Here is a 16,654-nt window from a genome sequence, read left to right as displayed (position 1 = left end):
GGCTCAACTCGGCCATTTTATTGCTCCTGTTCTCAAGATTGCGCTTCAACAGCCGCAATCCTCCAAAACAGAAGCTTCACCCGCAAACCGACCCGCCAAATGCCGCGTCAGCGGCTTCGTTCAATCCTGAATGTCGATTGGTCCTAGCTCTCGCTCTGACTTCCGTTCCACCGTCGTACGGTTCTTCATAGGGGTGGGCTCACTAGCTCTTGTTTCGTCCATCGACTTTCTCCTTCCGTTTCAATTCCTCGACAACCTTGTCCAACTCGTCGAAGCGTGCGTCCCAGAGCTGGCGGTACCTGTCGATCCATCCCGCCTCTTCCTCGAGTGCGCGTAGGCCGAGCTTGCAGGTCCGCACGCGCCCAACCTTCTCCGTGATGACGAGCCCAGCCCGCTCCAAGACGCCGACGTGTTTCTTCATACCTGTGAGGGTCATGTGGAACTTCTCGGCTAAATCCGTGATCGAAGCGTCTGCACGCCCAAGCTGCTCCAAAACGCCGCGTCGGGTGGCGTCCGAGAGCGCGGCGAACGATGCATCGAGGCAGGCTGTCGTATACTGAACCATGTGGTTCAGTATCTAGCGCATGGATTAGCGGCATACAAGGGGAGACCGAGCGCGCTGTGTTGCCGGGGCCGCCTTCCCCAAACCGCCCCCATTTTCGATGCAGATTCGATCGACTCAGCGATAGCGAGGCCTCCGTCCGAGCAGGCTGGGCGTCTCCCATTTTCGTGGCGAAGCCAGAAGCTGCCGTCCCGGTTCCGGCCACTCGGAGGCGAGCTCTGCGTTCCATCCGTTTCCTTCCGGCCGTGGTGGCCAAAGGAGAAACATCATGGGACTTTCACTGTACGATCCCGCAGCCAATTTCCCGCTGCCGCGCTCCACGCTATTGCAAGACGTTCAAATTTGAGCTTCCGCATTCATGCTTTGTCGAGCGTGTCTCTTAGAGTCGCTTAAACCTTCTGCGCCGTAAGTTTTAGCCGGGCTGAATCGCCGTCAGCGACGATGACGACGAAATAGGAGAACGCAATGGCTCGCAATCACGTTGAACGTCTTGGAGAGTTCAGGGAAATCCTGGTCGCGACTCGACGCGAAGGAATCCGTAACGTGCACCATACTCGCGACGCAATGCGGGCAAGTGGCTTTCAGATCGGCGACAGCGACGGCTCCAGCTACGGAGCCGAGCTGAAGGCGCTCCAGGAGGAAATTGAGGCAGTCGATCGCGCCATCGAAGACGAGAAGCGGTTGGCCTTGGCCCTCGAGAGCGCGGCTCAATCCCGCCGACCGACTAAACCGAGAATCGTGAAGGGAACATAGAGTCAAATACGGCCCTTGGCGCCCCGGCCATTTCTAGTCGCCGACGCGGCGCAGCGTGCCGAGATGATTGTCGTCGAGAAAACCGATGGTCATGGCCGACGCCTTGCCGTCTGGGCCGACGACGAAGCGGACGCCCGTTGGCCTGTCCGGCGTCTCGGCATCGGGGAAGGTCAGGAAGAGGTCGCCGTCGAAATGCGTCAAGGAATAGGACCGGGCGCCAGCCGGGCCGACCTTGAGCACGAGGCCGTCTCCCGCACTCGACACGACCGCGTCGCCGATGAAGTCGTTGGCGTAGCGGCCGGCATAGGCACTGGCCGGCGCGGCCGGCCTTGCCGGAGACGGCGGCGCGGCATAGGCAGCCTTGGCCGCCTCGACCGCCGGACCGAACAGGCCGGCATAGATCCCGTCCCATGCCTTGACCCAATCCTTCTCGACCGTGCCGTCGAAGACGAGGTCTGCAAAACTGTCGGACAGGCCCTCGGGCACGCCTGTCGGAAAGGCGTTGGCGATGATGACGATGCCAAGCTTCTCCTTCGGAAAGACTGTCACGAGGGTGCGCGCGCCGACGCTGAAGGCGCCGGCATGGCCCCAATTCAATCCGTGGCGGCCGAATTCGATGTTCCAGCCGAGGCCGTAGAAACTCTCACCGCCGGAGACCGGGTTCTTGCCGCGCGTCATCAGCGGCACATGCGTCTGGTCCAGCGCGTCGGCGGCAATCAGCGTCTTGCCGGCATGGACCCCGTTGCCGACTATGAGGCGCACCCATTGCGAGAGATCGCGTGCCGTGGAACTGACACCGCCCGCCGGCGCCTGCGCATCCGGATCGCGCTTTATCTTCGCTGCCCAGGCGCCATCGACCTTGACGTGGAGCGCGGTGCGATTGGCGTGCCTGATGAAGTCCGAATGGCGGGAACTGGTCGAGGTCATGCCAAGCGGACGGTAGAGCTTTTCCTCGGCGACCTCCTCCCAGGGCTTGCCTGTCGACTTGGCGGCAGCAACGGCACCCTCGGTCAGTCCGAAATTGCTGTAGGAGTAGCCGGCACGAAAGCTAGACAATGGCGGTACGAACCGCAGCCGATGCAGGATTTCGGCGCGGTCGTAGCCGATGTCCTCGAGGTCGTCTCCGGCGGTGCCCGGAAGCCCGCTGCGGTGCGAAAACAGGTCGCGGACGGTGAGCTGGCTGGTCGGATAGGGATCGGCGAGCCGGAAGGCCGGATCGAGGTCTGCGATCTTCGTATCCCAGGACACAATCCCGTCGCTGACCAGCGCCGCCACGATGGTGGCGGAGACCGGCTTGGAGAGCGAGGCGACCTGGAACACGGTGTCGGCGTCGACGGCCTCACGCTTGCCGACCTCGCGATGCCCGAAACCCTTGAGGAAGATCACCTCGTCGCCATGTACGACGCCGACGGCGAGACCAGGCACAGTACCGTCCGCGACGGCGGCTTCGGCGAGCGCTTCGAGCTTCGACAGGGCAGCCGCGACGCGCTCGGGTGTGATATCGTCGGCCGATGCCGCATGCAGCCAGAGCGCCATGAAGGCGATGAAGGCCCAGACGCGCCAATGGCAGAGATTCCGATCCAGCCGCACGATCGAGCCCTCCTCCCCTGCATTCACCTGGCCATAGTACAGGCCGGCGCGGGCGAGGCCAACTCTCCCATCGGTTGTGAGTGTGCCGAACCTCCGGTCTCTCAGGCCAGAGAGTGGTAACCGAAGGGTACGCGCTCTGTCGCGCGTGCTCATCGACGTTCACGGCAATGCAACGGCCGGCGACCGTCAGCGCGCTGATGCCCGGCCGTGCTTTCTCAGCCTGGTGATCGCCGACTTGTCGACCGTAATCACGCCGCCGCAGTCAATCCGCACCGTCAGTTTATTGGCTTCGCGATCAATGCGGGTAACGTCACCAACAAGGAGAACCTTTTCTCCGGCACGGGTCTTAGGTGGCGGATCAACCGCATAAGGGTGGTCGTACGATGGAATGCTCACTCTGGCGCGTCCGCTAGGGAGAATAGCGACGACGGTACCTGTCAGCGCGACCTCGTCACCGATCTCAAATTCCCGAGGCATGTTAAAGTGCAGCATGGACTTCCTCCCGATGCTTTCACAAATTAATGCTCGGCAAACTGAGTTGGTTGCGTGAAATCGCTTTTGTTCGGTTCAGTACAATTCCAGTCTGGAAAGACCCGCTCCGGGTGAGGCCCGGCGGCTAGCGCGCAAATCTCGTTCTTTTGCCGCCACAATCGACCGCCGCCACGATTTCAGGCAATCTGGCAGATGATGGCGCTCATGGGGAAAAGGTGCCCCGCCGAGGGAGGACTGCCATGACCAGAGCTTCGGTCGGTGTGCCGCGCTATGAGGATGCCGTTCAGCGTTTTCGCATCGAGGATGAGGTCGCCCGGCTGCATGGCGACCTCGCGACCGGCATCAATGCCTATGTCGAATGCTGCGGCCGTTACACTGGCGAGAACAGGCTGGCGCTACGCGCCCTGTCCGCCGCCGGCGAGCTGCGGGAATTGAGCTTCGACGATCTCGCCGACATGTCGGGGCGCGTCGACACTCTGCTGAAGGACGTGGGCGTCGGCCCCGGCGATGTCGTCGCCGGCATGCTGCCGCGCATTCCCGAGCTGGTGGCGCTCATCCTCGGCACCTGGCGCATCGGCGCGGTCTACCAGCCGCTGTTCACCGCCTTCGGCCCGAAAGCCATCGAACACAGGCTGGGCTATAGCGGCGCGAAGCTGGTGGTGACCAACGCGGCCAATCGTGGGAAGCTCGACGAGGTCGAGAACCATCCGCGCGTCGCGACCATTCTCGCTGCAGGCGATGCCCTGCCCGAAGGCGACATCGATTTCCGCGTGGCGCTGGCCGCCGCCTCCCCCGACTGTCCGCCGGTGATGCGCAAGGGCTCCGACCTGTTCATGATGATGTCGACATCCGGGACGACGGGACACCCGAAAGGCGTGCCAGTGCCGCTCAACGCCCTGCTCGCCTTCGGCGCCTATATGCGCGACGCGATCGGGCTTCGCCCCGACGATGTGTTCTGGAACATTGCCGATCCGGGCTGGGCCTACGGGCTCTATTACGCCATCACCGGCCCCTTGCAGCTCGGCATCGCCACCACCTTCTACGAAGGCGCCTTCAACGCCAAGAGCACCTACGACATCGTCGAACGCCTCGGCGTCACCAGCATCGCCGGCTCGCCCACCGCCTATCGCCTGCTGATGGCCGAAGGGGCGGAAGCCGCCGCCCGCATCAAGGGCCGCCTGCGCGTGGCGAGCAGCGCCGGCGAGCCGCTCAACCCTGAAGTGATCCGCTGGTTCGATGCCCATCTCTCGGCACCCATCCATGACCATTACGGTCAGACCGAGAACGGCATGATGGTGAACAACCACCATGGCCTGTCGCATGCCGTGCGGCCTGGCTCGGCGGGCTTTGCCATGCCGGGCTATCGCATGGTCGTATTGGACGAAGCCGGCAATGAGCTTGGCCCCAACCAGCCCGGCATCCTCGCCGTCGACATCGCGAAGTCGCCGCTGCTCTGGTTCGACGGCTATCACCAGGCGGAGACGCCGGCGATCTCAGGCGGCTACTACCGCACCGGCGACACGGTCGAGTACGAGCCGGATGGCTCGGTGAGCTTCATTGGTCGGGCCGACGACGTCATCACCTCGGCCGGCTATCGCATCGGCCCGTTCGACGTCGAAAGCGCGCTGATCGAGCATCCGGCGGTCAACGAGGCGGCAGTGGTCGGCGTGCCCGATCCGCAGCGCACCGAGATCGTCAAGGCCTTCGTGGTGCTGGCGCCCACCTACAAGGGCAGCGAGGATCTTACCGAGGAACTCGCCCAGCATGTCAAGAAGCGACTGTCTGCGCATGCCTATCCGCGCGAGGTCGAGTTCGTCACCGAACTGCCGAAGACGCCAAGCGGCAAGATCCAGCGGTTTTTGTTGCGCAAGGCGGAAGTGGAGAAGCGGAAGGGCGGGTAAGTGGGGTAGGCCACCCAATTTGCCAACGATCTCACTGTAGCGCCTCACTCCAATGCCACGCAGGCATCAGCACCTGGCCTTGGAGCGTCGCGACATCGGACAATTTCGCATCTATTCGGAAGAATTCGGAACATTTGGGACGGCCTTTGAGACGCCGGCCCCAAGCTTCCCCAATCTGAGGCCTGCCCGTCAAGCCGACGGTGCGGAACCCAGGGAGGACGCCATGGACATCGTCACGTCAATTCCAGACACCGAAACCGATTTGGCTGTCAGCAAGCAGGCGGCCTATGAACCCCTCTTCAAACGCCGGGGACCGCCGCGCTTCGAAGACCTTGGACAGGAGCGGCAATACCGAAAGGAGCGGCTTGCCGCCGGCTTCCGCATCTTCGCAGCGCTGGGTTTCAGCGAAGGCGTCGCCGGTCATATCACGGCACGCGATCCGGAATTCACCGACACATTCTGGGTCAATCCGTTCGGCATGCATTTCGCCCATGTCACGGTCTCGGATCTCATCCGCGTTGATGGCGCGGGCGATGTGGTCGAGGGCACGATGCCGGTCAATGTCGCCGCGTTCGCCATTCATCATCAGATCCATGTAGCGCGGCCGGATGTCGTCGCGGCCGCGCACGCCCATTCGATCTACGGTAAGGCATGGTCGGCGGTGGGGCGGTTGCTCGACCCCATCACGCAGGACGCCTGTGCGTTCTACGAGGATCACGTCTTTTTCGATGACACGCGGGTCATGATCACGGAGGCAAGCGAGGCGGCGCTGATCGCCGAGCGCCTTGGTGCCCACAAGGCGGCCATCCTGCGCAATCACGGCCTGCTCACGGTTGGCCAGACCGTCGACGAGGCCGTCTGGTGGTTCATCTCGATGGAACGCTGTTGCCAGGCGCAGTTCCTCGCCGAGAGCGTCGGGACGCCGCTGCAGGTCGACCCGGAAAACGCCCGTGCCGCCCGCGCGGTGAACGGCACGGCCCAGGCGGGCTGGTTTCAATGCCAGCCGCTGCACGACCGCATCCTCAGACAGCAGCCCGATCTGCTTGAATAGGCCTGCGTGATCCACGCATGGAGAAATCTGGTGGGGTTGGTGAACGCCATCAGCCCCCACCAACTCCGTAGAAGCCCCCTCACCTCACCGTCATCGCCGCGGAAGCGTCCGGGCTCGCCATCCGTTCCCGGATCAATGTCCCGGCGCGTCGGCTGTGGCGTCGTCTAGGCTGGGTTTGTGCGGGAAGAACAGCTGAGGTAGGATGACGGGCCTGATCTCGATGCTTGCCTGCATCATGCCCCATCGCGCTGCGAGCGGATAGATCTAAAGGCCGAAGTGCTCCGCCGACGTGATCGGCAACTGAGACACTACTGCGAGGCGGCATTCCTGGCCTCAGCGCAGCGTTTTTGGCAGGCGATGTAAACCGCCATATAGCGATCGAGAGCGGCGCGGAATTCTTCTTCGCGTGGACGCGGGCGGCTCACCGGCGCCGCCTGGCTGGTCTCCGTCTCAAACCCGACACGGTCGAAAACAACAGCGGACATTTTCATCTCCTGTCTTGAAACGCAGTGACAGGATGGGCCGGACGCGCAGTGTCGTCCCCGGTGCGCCGCCGAATAGTTCCGAAAAGCCCCAAAAAGATGCTAGTTTGCGCCATGGTGGGGAAACGGTTCGCTTTCGGTCCGTTCGAGCTTAACCCGGAGGCAGGAACGCTGCTCCGGCAGGGCCTTCCCGTTGCCGTCGGCTATCGCGGCGTGCTGCTGCTGGCGGCGCTGGTCGAGCGGCCCGGCGAGGTGCTCTCCAAGGCCGAACTGATGGATGCGGCGTGGCCACAAGCGGCCGTCGAGGAAAGCAACCTCTCGGTCCAGATCGCGTCGCTGCGCAAACTGCTTGGGTCGGGGTCGGACGACGCCGAGTGGATCGCGACCATCCCCCGTATCGGCTACCGCTTCGGTGGCGCGGTGGACTGCCTCGACGCGGCCGCGGCCGCACCGGACGGCGCGGAGGCCGGCCCCTCGATCGCCGTGCTGCCCTTTGCCAATCTCAGCGACGACGCCGAGCAGCAATATTTCGGCGACGGCCTCGCAGAAGACATCATCACGCGCCTTGCGCGGCTGCGCTGGCTCTTCGTCTCGGCGCGCAATTCGTCCTTCACCTATGGCGGCAAGCCGGTCGACGTGAAGCAGATCGGGCGCGAGCTCGGCGTGCGCTATGTGCTCGACGGAAGCGTGCGCCGCTCAGGGCAGCGGCTCAGGATCAACGCCAGGGTGAGCGACGCCGACACCGGGCGCCAGATCTGGGCCGAGCGCTACGATGCGGAGATCGCCGACTTCTTCGCGCTGCAGGACCAGATCGCCGAGAGCGTGATCGGCGCCATCGAGCCAAGGCTCTACGTGGCCGAGCAGGAGCGTTTCCAGAGCCGGTCGCCCGGCAATCTCGACGCCTGGGGATTCGTGATGAAGGCGATGCCCTATGTCTGGACCTGGGCCTCGCTGCCGGATTTCGAGATCGCCGAGCGGCTGCTCAAAAAGGCCATCGACATCGACCCCGACTATCCGCGCGCCAATTGCCTGATTGCCTGGGGCCTCGCCGCAAAGTCGATGCTTGGACTGGCCGACACCGAAGCCGTCCTGCCGACCGCCCACGACATGGCGCAGAGGGCAATCCGCAGCGATCCGGAAGATCCCTGGACGCATTTCGTCACGGGGTTCGTGCATATGGCTTCGCGCCGCTTCGACCCGGCCGTGAAAGCCCTGACCGAGGCGATCACCCTCAATCCGAGCCTCGCCTATGCGCACATGATCCTTGGATCGACCTATGCCTATGCGGGCATGCCGGACGACGGCCTGCATCATATCGCTCTGGCCGACCGGCTCAGTCCGCGCGACTTCACGCAGGCGGGCAGCCTTTCCGTTGCCGGGCTTTGTCATTTCATGGCCGGGCGTTATGCCGAGGCAGCCGAATTCGAGCGGCGGGCGGTGGATCTAAGGCAGAATTTCGGGACGGCCTGGCGCACATACGCCGCCTCGGCCGGCATGGCGGGCGATCGCGCCGCCGCCGCTCACGCCCTGGCGCAGACAAGGCGCCTACATCCATCCGTGTCCGTGGACTGGGTCGAAAAATACCACCCCATCGTCCACGAAAAGGATCGGGCCCGCTATATCGAGGGGCTGCGAGTCGCCGGGCTCGACTGATCGGCCGGCGCCGTCAGTGTGCGCCTCAGTCCCGCGGTTCTGGCGCTATTTGGCCGGTACGCCAGATATTTTCCGTATAGCCGGCGTGACAGGATAGGCCCGATGCTGAAACTTGCGGCCGGCCCGGAAGGTTAAATTTAAGCACTTTCTACTAGGTTCGCCCGATGGGCTGTTGTCCAGGAAAGGTATTCGGGTCGAATTGGCCAGAACGGGATTCAATCTCGGCCGTGTGAGACAGGCCGTTTTCTCTGCCGCCAACCTGCCGGCGGCGATAGCCTTCGTCGTGCTTCTGATCTGCGCCGTGTTTGCCGACCAGCAGAACAGAAAAGTGTCCGATCAACTGGCGCGAGCCGATGTCCTGGCCAAGGTCAACATCATCCGCGCCAAGCTCGAGGGCAACATAAACGGCAATCTTCAGCTCGTGCGCGGCCTGGTATCGGCCATCGTCACCGAGCCCTATATGGGCCAGCAGAGATTTGCCGCGCTCACCGGCAATCTGTTCGAGCAGAAATCGCAATTGCGCAACATTGCCGGCGCGCCGGCCCTCGTCATCTCGCTGATGTACCCGATGGAAGGCAACGAGAAGGCGATCGGGCTCGATTACCGCAAGAACGAGGCGCAACGCACGGCGGCACTTCGGGCGCGCGACGGACGCACGCTGGTGTTCGCCGGTCCGGTCGACCTGGCGCAAGGCGGACGCGGCTTCATAGGCCGCATCCCGGTCTTCGTGCCGACGGCGGGCGGCGGCGACCGCTTCTGGGGCATCGTCTCGGCTGTGGTCGATGTCGACCGGCTCTACGCGGCGAGCGGCCTCACCGACCCCCAACTCGACATCGATGTCGCGCTGACCGGCAAGGATGCGCTGGGGGGTGGCGGCGAACGTTTCTTCGGCGGCGACAATGTCATCGCCGGCAAACCCGTGACGGCCGAAGTGCAGCTGCCTTCAGGCTCCTGGCGGATTTCGGCCATTCCCAAGGGCGGCTGGCCAGCAGGCCCGAAGAATGAGCGGACCTTGCAGGCGCTCATGGCGCTCGCCGGCGTGCTGGTGGTGCTGCCGATCCTGGTGGCCGGGCGGCTGTTCGGCGAAAGGCAGGAAAACTATGCCGAGCTGAGACGCCTGTCGGGGCGGCTGGAGCTGGCGCTGGAGGCCTCGGGCATCGGCGTGTGGGAGCACGACCTAGCCACCAACGAACTGGTTTGGGACGACCGCGTCAACGAGATCTACGGCAGGCCCGCCGACGGCAAGCCGCGCGCCTATGATGACTGGTCGGGGACGATCCATCCCGACGATATCGCGCGTGCGCGACAGGATTTCGACCAGGCCGCGGCGACCAAGGGCCTCTACTCCTCGCAATACCGCCTCGTCCATGCTGACGGCCATATCCGCCATGTCCGCACGCGCGCGACCTTCTTCCAGGACACCGGCGGCACGCCGAAGATGATCGGCGCCGAATGGGACGTGACCAGCGACGTGCTGCTCAACGAGAACCTCGTGCGCGAGCGGCAGCTGTCGGAATCGAAGAACGCCGAGCTGGAGACCGCCAAGGCCCGCATCGAACATGTGGCGCTTCACGATTCGCTGACCGGCCTGCCCAATCGCCGCTACCTCGACGAAATGCTGGCCGAAAGCGGCGAAGCCGGCCGGCGCACGGCGCTGCTGCATCTCGACCTCGACCGCTTCAAGCAGATCAACGACACGCTCGGCCACGCAGCCGGCGATGCCATGCTGTTGCATGCCTCGAAGGTCATCAAGGCCAACGCCGGGGCTGCCGATTTCGTGGCGCGCATCGGCGGCGACGAGTTCGTGGTGGTGAGCCATGGACGTGGCGACGACAAGCTTGCCGAACTTGCCGACCGCATCATCGAAGAGATGCGCCAGCCGATCACCTATCAGGGCCATCAGTGCCGGTTCGGCGTCAGCATCGGCATTGCCGCCAATAGCGGCGTCGATGCCAAGCAGCTGCTCGTCAATGCCGATCTCGCGCTTTACCGGGCGAAAAGCCATGGCCGCAATCGCTACGAATTCTTCAACGAGGAGCTGCAGAGCGAGATCGTTCGAACCAAGCAGACCGCCGATGAGATCCTGGGCGGGCTGGAACGGAACGAATTCATCGCCTACTACCAGCCGCAGTTCGACGCCAAGACGCTCGAGATCGTCGGCGTCGAGGCGTTATCGCGCTGGAAGCATCCGCGGCGTGGCATCCTCGCCCCCGCCGCCTATCTCAAAGTGGCCGAAGAGCTCAATGTCGTGGCGCTGATCGACCGCGTCACTCTCAAACAGGCGCTGGAGAATTTCGAGCGCTGGTCGCATCTCAACATCCCGCGCGTGTCGGTCAACGTCTCGGCCAGGCGCCTGGAGGACCGGGACCTGATCAAGGGTTTGCGCAAGCTCGCCATCAAGGAAGGGACCGTGTCGTTCGAGCTGGTGGAGTCGATCTTCCTCGACGAGAACGACGACTTCGTTTCCTGGAACATCGAGCAGATCAAGGAACTCGGCATCGACATCGAGATCGACGATTTCGGCACCGGCCACGCCTCGATCGTCAGCCTGCTCAAGCTGCAGCCGCGCCGGCTGAAGATCGACCGCCAGTTGATCACGCCGATCATCGATTCAAGGGCGCAGCGGCGGCTGGTGTCGTCAATCATCGAGATCGGCAAGTCGCTCGGCATCGAAGTGGTGGCCGAAGGCGTCGAAACGATGGAACACGCGCGCATCCTGAAGGAATTGGGCTGCGACATCCTGCAGGGCTACGCCTTCGGCCGTCCGATGGACGCCAAGGCCTTCAAGGTCTTCGCCCAGTCGCGCAAATGGCTGGCGGCGGGGTAGCAGCCGCCCCACGCCCTCAGCCCACGGCGGCTATGCGCCTCATGCACGGTCACCAGGCAGTCGACAGCCGCCTCCCAGGAGCAGACATTTGATCGGGCGGATGCCGCGTAGAGCGATAGATTACTCTACTTGAACGAGCAGGGACGATCGGCACAAGCGTCTTGCCAAGTGCCCACGTATTCCCACGGTCAAGGTGCACGCCATCTATCCGTGAACGGAAAAATCGACGGATCTAGCCGACGATCAGCCTCCCGAAGAACTTGCGGATATCCTCGACGAGCAGGTGGGGCGCCTCGGAAGCGGCGAAGTGCCCGCCGCGTGGCATTTCGGTCCAGTGAACTATATTGTTTGAGCGCTCCGCGAAGCTGCGAACAGATCGAAAGTCTTGGGGGAACACGGCCACGCCAGTGGGTGTCGGATTGTTTAACTCCCGATATCCTGCCCCGGTCTGCGTGTCCTCATAATAGACGTTCGCGGCAGACCCGCTGGTGGCCGTGAACCAGTAGATGGAGTTGTTGGTCAGATAGCGTTCGCGATCCACATGGTCTGCACCGATGCCCTCGAAGCCGAACCACAATTCCGCGTTCCAGGCCAGCTGGCCGATTGGCGAGTCGACTAGGGCGAACGCAAGCGTTCCGGGGCGTTTCGACTGAATGGCCTGGTATCCGCCGTACTTTTCGAAATTGGCCAGGTTTGCCATTCCCTCCATCTCGAAGGGTGACAGCTTCTCCATTTCGCCCGGCTGCCCCGATGGAAATGCAAAGATTTGAAGAAGATGCGTTCCCACGAGACCCTTCGGCGCCAGAATTCCCAGCTCACGGCCGACAAGAGCACCAGCGTCTCCGCCATGCGCGCCGTAGCGCTCATATCCGAGCCCTTTCATCAGGGTGTCCCAGGCTTTGGCCGTCTTTGCGCTGTCCCATCCTGGCAATGACATTGGGCTCGAGAAACCGAAACCCGGCAGCGATGGGATGACCAGATCGAAAGCGATCGACTCGTCGAGTCCATGCGCCTTTGGATCAGTCAGCGGCCCTACGAGGTCAAGGAACTCGGCGAAGCTGCCGGGCCAGCCGTGGCTGAGGATCAAAGGCAATGCATTAGGCATCGGCGATTTGATATGCATGAAATGAATCGGCTGATCGTCGATCTCTGTCATGAAGTGAGGGTAGCGGTTGAGATCGCGCTCGTGTTCCCGCCAGTTGTACTTGTTCCTCCATTGATCGGTCAGCTCCATGATTAGCTTGATGGGTTGGCCCCGTGACCAATCGTCCGTGATTGCGTGAGGCCAACGCGCCTTCCCGAGACGATCTTTCAGGTCAGCAATCGCTGCATCGCTGATCTGAATCTTGAACGACTTTATTGAGAGCATTTGGCCTCCTCCTGAGATTGTGCGATTGTGGGCATGCTTGCGATGGCGGCGAGGAGCGAAAGCGCGCGCCTATTGAAGGTGCGACGGGTACGGTCTTGCCATCCCTTTGCGACGAGTTTGATGGCGCCTTGGCCGTCGATGGCGAAGGCCGGCAACGGCAGATGGTCTATGAACATGCGACTGAGGCCAGGCGAGGATGATCCAGCGGCTCCGTCGCAGTGCGGCCAGCGTATGTCGCGGCGCCCGGCCGTTCAGTGGCTCGCGGATTTGCGATTCAGAGAGAAAGCCTGCCGCGCATAACGATGATGCCGGCGCCGGAAACCTCAGGCTCAGGAGCCAGGCTGACTCGAAGGACGCTCCGCCGCCCCATCTTAGTGCCCTGTTCGACCTCGATGGCACCCGAGATCAAGCCTTCGCTCTCAAGGTAGGCGCCGAGCGGGCCGGCTGCCGTGCCGGTTGCCGCATCTTCCCACAACCCAACCGTGGGGTTGAAGAACCGCGCATACGCGCGATGTGGCGCAGAGCGGTCAAAGGCATAGACGTAGCAGCCCTCGGCAAACACCGCGCTCAGGACCTTGAGTAGTCCCTTGGTGGCAGGTTCGGCACGATCGACCGCCGCAGCGTCGCGGAGGTGAACAAGCAAGTGCGCCACTCCCGTATCCGCCACGCGAGGAGCCGGTTCGGCGCGAATATCTTCTGGCGCCAGACCCAGTGCTGCCGCCAGGGGCCGAACGTCGGCCAGCGCGGGTCCCAGCTTGAGCGCGGACTGCTTCATATGACCAAAGATCCGCCCATCGACGGGCCGAAGTTCAATCGGCAGAACCTCACCTCCAATTTCTTGCTGGAAGACCCGAGGGGCTTCGATAGGGCCAAGCTTGCCTTCTTCCGCCAGCCAAAGCCACGCTCCCAGCGCGTTGTGGCCGGCACCACCAACTTCCGCACCGGCTGCAGTAAACGACCGGAGCTTCAGATCGGCCCGATCGCTGCGCATGATGAAGGTCGTTTCAGCTTGGTTGAATTCGCCGGCGATCCGGCGCATCTGCGTCTCGGAAAGTCCATCAGCGTCTTCGACGACGGCCAGAGGGTTGCCACTTAACGAGGTGTCCGCAAAGACGTCGATCAGTCCGGCTGTTAGAACTGCAGTGCTCGATTGCGGCGACAAGGCATAGCTCCTATTCTTCTGACAAGAAGGACTGTGCACCAAAGCACCTCAGCGACAAAACGCGCATTGCTTGGCCAAATGATAAGGGAAACTAATCATTCGACCTTCTGTTGAATCCCTCCGAATTTTCGAGATGTGCGTCAGCGTAAGCAGCTTTGCCGGCGCGGCGGATCGTCTGGCACTCACGCCCGCCGCCGTGAGCCTTCGCATTCGCAGCCTCGAAGCAGAGCTCGGTCAACGTTTGTTCACTCGCGTGGGTCGCAGGGTTGTTCCCACTCCAGCCGCTGTGACACTGGCGTGCCAGGTTCGGCATGCCCTGGACGATATCAACAATGCTCTCGACGCGTTTCAAGCAGGGATCACGCCGCTGCGGGTGACAGTACCACCGACATTTGCATCCCGCTTTCTGGCTCCGCGACTATCGGGCTATCGAGCAACGGGCGGTGCTACCATCGAGCTCGACATTTCCTCAGACGTACGTGATCCGACTGCGTTCGATGTTGCCATCCGGACGGGACGAGGGGGATGGGACGGGCTTGACGAATACCCTCTCACGCCTGTCGACGTGACGCCTATGGTGGCACCGACTCTGCTCGGGTCGCGGACCCTCACTGCGCCAGAGGATCTCGCAGACCTCAACCTCCTGCCTCATCCTGATTGGGGAAAGTGGTTCGCACGAGCCGAGCGACCAATGCCGAGCGGCTTACGCTTCGCAGCTGTCGATTACTCAATCTTCGAGCTCATCGCCAATGCGGCCGTGAGTGGCCTCGGTGTGGCTTTGCTGTCGCCGACGCTCTTTCGGCCACTTCTAGACGATGGACTGCTCGTGGCGCCACTTGCAACTGTGTTGCAAGGACCAGACTGGTACTTCGCCCTGATCCGCGAAGGTGACCAGCGCCCGGCGCCGCGCGGCTTCTGCGCCTGGCTCTGCGAACAGGTTCGTCAGGCGCAGGATTGGTAGGGCCGGAGCGGCTGATTTGCGCACAAAAGGAGGCACTTGCCCCTTGAACGTCCCTGATTCGTTTCGAGGCGCGAAAAGCTGCCAGTCTGCTCGCGGCCCACAAACAGAACGTTCTGTTCTCGCAGGATCTACATCAGGCTTGGAATCTTTCCCCTAGGTATTAACGGCACCCGGGGCTAACATGTTTACTGGGAGGTGGGCGATGACAAAAGTCTCGATCCGCCGGGCGGATTTCATGATGGTCCTGGCCTATGCTTCGGACCTCGCCACTGGCCATTCTCGCGACTTCGCACTGAAGTCCTGCGTGCTTGCAATGCGGATCGCCGAGCTTGCGGGTGTTTCCGATGAGATTCGGCGCAACGCCTACCATCAGTCCATGCTGCGCTATGTCGGCTGCAATGCCGACACGGACCTTCTTTCGGCCACCTTCGGCGACGAAATCGCGCTCCGCCAGGATCTTGTCGGTCTCGACATGGGCAATCGTGCGGAACTGGGGAGGGTCTTCGTGCAAGCTTTCAAGCGGCTCTACTACGATCTTGAGCCCGACGCTCAAGCGAAGGCGATCGAGGCTGGGCTGTCGCAGGCGCTCGCGGTGGCCCGCCCGGTGCTCACCGCGCATTGCGAGGTCGCGCAACGGATCGGCGAGCGGCTGGGCCTGTCCGAGGAGATGCGGCGCAATCTTGGACAGATCTACGAGCGCTGGGACGGCAAGGGCCTGCCGCGTGGGCTGAGCGGCGAGGACGTCCTGCCGGCCGTGCGCCTGATCACGCTGGCGCAGGATGCCATCGCGCTCAGCGAAGCCGTCGGTATCGACGGGATGGCCGAAGTCGTCGCCAGCCGCGCTGACGGCCCTTACGAAGCTGATCTGGCCAGGCTCGTCTCGGCCAACGCGTCGGCACTGATGGAGGGCATCGGCGCGACGGTCGACCGCGAGACGATCCTGGCGCTCGAGCCCGATCCGCCGGTGACGCTGGACGAGGCAGCCTGCGATGAGGCGTTCCTCGCCATCGCCGACATGATCGACATGCGCATGCCGTTTACGCAGGGCCATTCGCGGATGGTGGCGGAACTGGCCACGGGAGCGGGGAAACGGATCGGGCTGCCCGACCCTGACGTCCGCGCGCTGCGCTGGTCAGGGTGCATCCACGACATGGGCGAGCTCGTGGTGCCGGTAGCGACCTGGATGCGCAATGGTCCGCTGTCGGTGCGCGAACGCGACGCAGCCCAACTGCACGCCTATTACGGCGAGCGGGCCCTGGCCTCGTTCGGTCGCGAGGGCGAAGCGATGGCCGCGCTCGTCCTGCGCCATCACGAACGCCTAGACGGCTCTGGCTATCACCGCAAGGTCGGCGGCTCCGACCTAACTCCGGCGGCGAGGATCCTGGCCGCTGCCGAAGCGTTCCAGACCTCGCGAGAGGAACGTCCTCACCGCAGGGCGCTGTCCAGCGAGGCGGCGGCGACGAAGTTACGCGCCGCCGTACGTGAGGGCTGTATCTGCCCCGACGCCGCCGAGGCCGTGCTGTCCTTCGCGGGGCAGCCGTCGCGCCGGGCGCCGCCCCGGCCTCTGGCCGGAATGACGCCACGCGAGATTGAAGTGCTGCGCCTGATCGCCTCCGGCCTTACGGCGAAGGAAGTGGCGCGGAAGCTCGATATCTCGCCCAAGACCGCGGACCACCATATCCAGGGCGTCTATGCCAAGATCGGTGTGGCCACCCGCGCCGCCGCCGCGCTCTATGCGGTCGAGCATGGCCTTGTCCGGCCGGGAGAGATGCAGGAATAGGGAATACTCCCCATGTGCGCCTGCTCCAGGGCGCGCATCGTGATCCTGTCGACGGACCGATGGTGGCCGCG

General features: G+C 63.2%; 13 protein-coding genes. 7 read left to right on the top strand and 6 right to left on the bottom strand.

What is annotated here, in order from left to right:
- Positions 1-202: 202 nt before the first annotated feature.
- Positions 203-565, bottom strand: coding sequence for an ArsR/SmtB family transcription factor (locus D3227_RS31850; RefSeq protein ID WP_120018153.1), 363 nt, complete (start codon positions 563-565; stop codon positions 203-205).
- A gap of 462 nt (positions 566-1,027) precedes the next feature.
- On the opposite strand from D3227_RS31850, the gene D3227_RS31845 reads away from it, so the two are divergent.
- Positions 1,028-1,315 carry a hypothetical protein gene (locus tag D3227_RS31845; RefSeq protein ID WP_120018152.1) on the top strand — a complete coding sequence of 96 codons (288 nt, stop codon included), beginning with the start codon at positions 1,028-1,030 and terminating at the stop codon, positions 1,313-1,315.
- A 33-nt stretch (positions 1,316-1,348) separates the two neighbouring features.
- On the opposite strand, the gene D3227_RS31840 is transcribed toward D3227_RS31845, so the two are convergent.
- Complete coding sequence (locus D3227_RS31840) at positions 1,349-2,905, bottom strand: serine hydrolase (RefSeq protein WP_120018161.1); 1,557 nt, start codon at positions 2,903-2,905, stop codon at positions 1,349-1,351.
- Between the two features lie 186 nt (positions 2,906-3,091).
- Positions 3,092-3,397 carry a hypothetical protein gene (locus tag D3227_RS31835; protein ID WP_120018151.1) on the bottom strand — a complete coding sequence of 102 codons (306 nt, stop codon included), beginning with the start codon at positions 3,395-3,397 and terminating at the stop codon, positions 3,092-3,094.
- A 239-nt stretch (positions 3,398-3,636) separates the two neighbouring features.
- Here D3227_RS31835 and D3227_RS31830 point away from each other — a divergent pair, with 239 nt between their 5' ends.
- Positions 3,637-5,298, top strand: a complete 1,662-nt coding sequence (locus D3227_RS31830) for an acyl-CoA synthetase (protein ID WP_120018150.1) — start codon at positions 3,637-3,639, stop codon at positions 5,296-5,298.
- A gap of 223 nt (positions 5,299-5,521) precedes the next feature.
- Complete coding sequence (locus D3227_RS31825; RefSeq protein ID WP_208646505.1) at positions 5,522-6,349, top strand: class II aldolase/adducin family protein; 828 nt, start codon at positions 5,522-5,524, stop codon at positions 6,347-6,349.
- 308 nt (positions 6,350-6,657) lie between these two features.
- Here the strand turns inward: D3227_RS31825 and D3227_RS41910 are convergent, their stop codons facing one another.
- Complete coding sequence (locus tag D3227_RS41910; protein WP_167480938.1) at positions 6,658-6,834, bottom strand: hypothetical protein; 177 nt, start codon at positions 6,832-6,834, stop codon at positions 6,658-6,660.
- Positions 6,835-6,945: 111 nt separating this feature from the next.
- On the opposite strand from D3227_RS41910, the gene D3227_RS31815 reads away from it, so the two are divergent.
- Together D3227_RS31815 and D3227_RS31810 are read left to right on the top strand one after the other, a co-directional pair.
- The gene (locus D3227_RS31815) at positions 6,946-8,484 is read left to right on the top strand and encodes a winged helix-turn-helix domain-containing tetratricopeptide repeat protein (protein WP_167480937.1); all 1,539 of its coding nucleotides are present in this window, start codon (positions 6,946-6,948) and stop codon (positions 8,482-8,484) included.
- Between the two features lie 229 nt (positions 8,485-8,713).
- The gene (locus D3227_RS31810; RefSeq protein WP_208646504.1) at positions 8,714-11,311 is read left to right on the top strand and encodes a bifunctional diguanylate cyclase/phosphodiesterase; all 2,598 of its coding nucleotides are present in this window, start codon (positions 8,714-8,716) and stop codon (positions 11,309-11,311) included.
- A gap of 232 nt (positions 11,312-11,543) precedes the next feature.
- On the opposite strand, the gene D3227_RS31805 is transcribed toward D3227_RS31810, so the two are convergent.
- Together D3227_RS31805 and D3227_RS31795 are read right to left on the bottom strand one after the other, a co-directional pair.
- Entirely contained in the window at positions 11,544-12,680 is a 1,137-nt protein-coding gene (locus D3227_RS31805) for an epoxide hydrolase family protein (RefSeq protein ID WP_120018146.1), read from the bottom strand.
- 274 nt (positions 12,681-12,954) lie between these two features.
- Complete coding sequence (locus tag D3227_RS31795; protein ID WP_120018159.1) at positions 12,955-13,842, bottom strand: PhzF family phenazine biosynthesis protein; 888 nt, start codon at positions 13,840-13,842, stop codon at positions 12,955-12,957.
- Positions 13,843-13,939: 97 nt separating this feature from the next.
- Here D3227_RS31795 and D3227_RS31790 point away from each other — a divergent pair, with 97 nt between their 5' ends.
- A complete protein-coding gene (locus D3227_RS31790; RefSeq protein ID WP_120018144.1) occupies positions 13,940-14,803 on the top strand; it encodes a LysR substrate-binding domain-containing protein in 864 nt (287 codons plus the stop codon).
- 202 nt (positions 14,804-15,005) lie between these two features.
- Positions 15,006-16,583, top strand: coding sequence for an HD domain-containing phosphohydrolase (locus tag D3227_RS31785; RefSeq protein WP_120018143.1), 1,578 nt, complete (start codon positions 15,006-15,008; stop codon positions 16,581-16,583).
- Positions 16,584-16,654 lie beyond the last annotated feature (71 nt).

The organism is Mesorhizobium waimense, assembly GCF_003601975.1.
In the GTDB taxonomy this organism is placed as follows: Bacteria; Pseudomonadota; Alphaproteobacteria; order Rhizobiales; family Rhizobiaceae; genus Mesorhizobium; species Mesorhizobium waimense.
The sequence above is the reverse complement of the archived record's forward strand: the minus strand, read 5'-3'. Positions and strand labels throughout refer to the sequence as shown.